The organism is Rhizobacter sp. P2_H2, from assembly GCF_056403375.1.
The window spans coordinates 1-2,394 of record NZ_JBFUFP010000855.1 but is presented as its reverse complement, the minus strand read 5'-3'; the positions used below and the strand labels follow the sequence as shown (position 1 = coordinate 2,394).

Below are 2,394 nucleotides of genomic sequence, written 5' to 3'. Positions count from 1 at the left end.
GGGCCGCACAGCCCGATGCCTTGCACGAAGAGCGTGCTCATCGGGCGGCTCCGAACACGAGGCTGGCGTTCGAGCCGCCGAAGCCGAACGAGTTGCTCAGCACATGGCGCAACGGCGCCGCGCGGCTGTGGTCGACGTAGTTCGACTGCAGCTCGGCATCCGGGTGCAGCCGGTTCAGCCCGCCCGGGATCAGCCCGTGCTGCAGCGCGAGCACGCCCAGCACCGCCTCGACACCGCCGGCCGCGCCCAGCGTGTGGCCGGTCGCGCCCTTGGTGGAGCTGCAGGGCACGGCCGGCCCGAACACGGTCTGCACGGCACGGTCTTCGGCCGCGTCGTTGTTGTGCGTCGCGGTGCCGTGCAGGTTGATGTAGTCGATGTCGCCCGGCTGCRGGCCCGCACCGGCCAGCGCCTGCTGCATCGCCGCGACCGCGCCGCCGCCGTCGGGCAGCGGCGAGCTCATGTGGAAGCCGTCGCTGCTCTCGCCGGTGCCGAGCAGCCAGGCTTGCGGTTCCGCCATCCCTCGCACCTTGCGCTCCAGCAGCGCGAATGCCGCCGCCTCGCCCAGCGACAGCCCGTTGCGGCCGGCATCCCAGGGCCGGCAGATCTGCGGCGACAGCAGTTCCAGCGAGTTGAAGCCGTACAGCGTCGTCAGGCACAGGCTGTCGACGCCGCCGACCACCGCCGCGTCGATCCAGCCGAGCTCCATCAGCCGCGCGGCGGCCGCGAACACCTTGGCGCTCGACGAGCAGGCCGTCGACACCACCCACTGCGGCCCGTCGAGTTGCAGCGCGAGCGCGACGAAGCGGGCGAGCGAACCGGTGTTGTGCGTCTCGGCGTAGTGGAAGTCGTCCGGCAGCGCGCCGTCGGGGCCGCGCCGGCGGTAGGCATGCTCGGTCTGCAGGATGCCGGAGGTGCTGCTGCCCAGCAGCACCGCGACGCGTTGCGCACCATGGCGCTCGCGTGCAGCGCGCACCGCCGCGCGGAAACCGTTCTGCTGCAGCCCGAGCCAGGCGAGCCGGTGGTTGCGGCAGTCGTAGGCCTCGAGCTCGGCCGGCAGCGCGATCGCATCGACGCCGGCGACCTCGCCGACATGGCAGGTCAGCGCGACATCCTCGAAGCGGCACGGTGCGAGCCCGCTGCGGCCGTCGCGCAGCGCCTGCAGGTGGGTCTCGTTGCCGGCTCCGAGCGCGCTCGTGACCGTCATCCGGGTGATCGCGACCGGCTTCATGCGGCGGGGGCGGTGTGGGTCGTCGCCACCGCAGGGTGCGCAGGCCAGGCATCGCCCAGCCGCACGAAGCGCAGCCCCGCTTGCCGCACCTGGGCGATCAGCGCCGGCAGCACCTCCAGCACCACCGGCCGGCCTTCGGGCGTGGCGGCGCAATGGCCGTCGTGCAGCAGCAGGATGTCGCCGCCGCGCAGGCCCCGTGTCAGGCGCGCCAGCACGCGTTGCGCATCGCCGTCGCGGGTGTCGAAGCCGCGGCGCGTCCAGCTTGCGAGCCGCAGGCCGGCACGGTGCAGCACCGGGCCGAGGAACACGTTGCGCAGGCCGGCCGGTGCGCGGAACAGCGTCGGCCGCGTACCGGTTGTCGTGTGAAGAAACGCTTGCGCCTGCTGCAGCTCGCGCGCGATGCGGCGCGGGCCGAACAGCGAGAATGCATGCGGGTGCCGCCAGCTGTGGTTCTGCACCTCGTGGCCGCGCTGCACGATCTCGCGCAGCAGGGCAGGGTGGGCGGCCGCGCGTTCGGCGATCACGAAGAAGGTGGCCTGCACGCCGGCCGCGTCGAGCTGGTCGAGCACCTGCGGCGTCAGCACCGGGTCCGGGCCGTCGTCGAGCGTCAGCGCGATCTCGCCGCGCGCCGCGGCGGGCGCGGGCAGCCGCGTGATGTTCTCGCCCAGCCAGGTCGAGCGCGGCCACAGCCCGAGTCCCGTGATGGTGAGGTGGTTCAGCACGACCGCGCCGAGCGCCCACGGCCACGCGCCGGGCGTGCGCAGCACCGCGAGCAGCGCCAGCAGGTGCAGCGCGGCACTGAACAGCAGGAAGGTGGGAACGGGCCAGGTCGTCATGCGAATCGTTGAGTCCGGGGTGGGAAATCCGGGGTGGAAAGCGCTGGCCGCCAGCAGGGCAAATCAGGGCGCGGATTGTCCCACACCGCCCGGACGGCGCGCCCAGCTGGCCGACAGCAGCAGGCACAGCAGCGTGCCCGGCGCGACCACCTCGCCCAGCGCCACCAGCAGCGGCACGCTGGAGGTGCACAGCAGCGCGAACGACGCGACGATGGTCAGGTTGGCCAGCAGCAGCGAGGCGAGCGTCTCGGCGTCTGCGGCCTGGGCCTCCTGCTGGGCGAGCTGGTCGAAGAACAGCGCGTAGTTCGACCCGACCGCCACCACCAGCAG

At 73.0% G+C, this 2,394-nt stretch carries 2 protein-coding genes and 1 pseudogene; all 3 read right to left on the bottom strand.

The genetic code is table 11. The features are described from left to right. Nucleotides 1-37: 37 nt before the first annotated feature. Nucleotides 38-1,228: a beta-ketoacyl-[acyl-carrier-protein] synthase family protein gene (locus AC1D15_RS27300; RefSeq protein ID WP_477828475.1), complete on the bottom strand. Its 1,191-nt coding sequence runs from the start codon at nucleotides 1,226-1,228 to the stop codon at nucleotides 38-40. Next, nucleotides 1,225-2,064: a polysaccharide deacetylase family protein gene (locus AC1D15_RS27295; RefSeq protein ID WP_477828474.1), complete on the bottom strand. Its 840-nt coding sequence runs from the start codon at nucleotides 2,062-2,064 to the stop codon at nucleotides 1,225-1,227. Before AC1D15_RS27295 ends, AC1D15_RS27300 begins: the two co-directional genes overlap by 4 nt. Before the next feature lie 63 nt (nucleotides 2,065-2,127). Next, a pseudogene (locus AC1D15_RS27290) lies at nucleotides 2,128-2,394 on the bottom strand (MMPL family transporter); the annotation flags it as partial.

Bases quoted from the DNA above. Each gene is read 5' to 3' on its own strand.
- AC1D15_RS27295 (WP_477828474.1), bottom strand. From the start codon at position 2,064: ATGACGACCTGGCCCGTTCCCACCTTCCTGCTGTTCAGTGCCGCGCTG.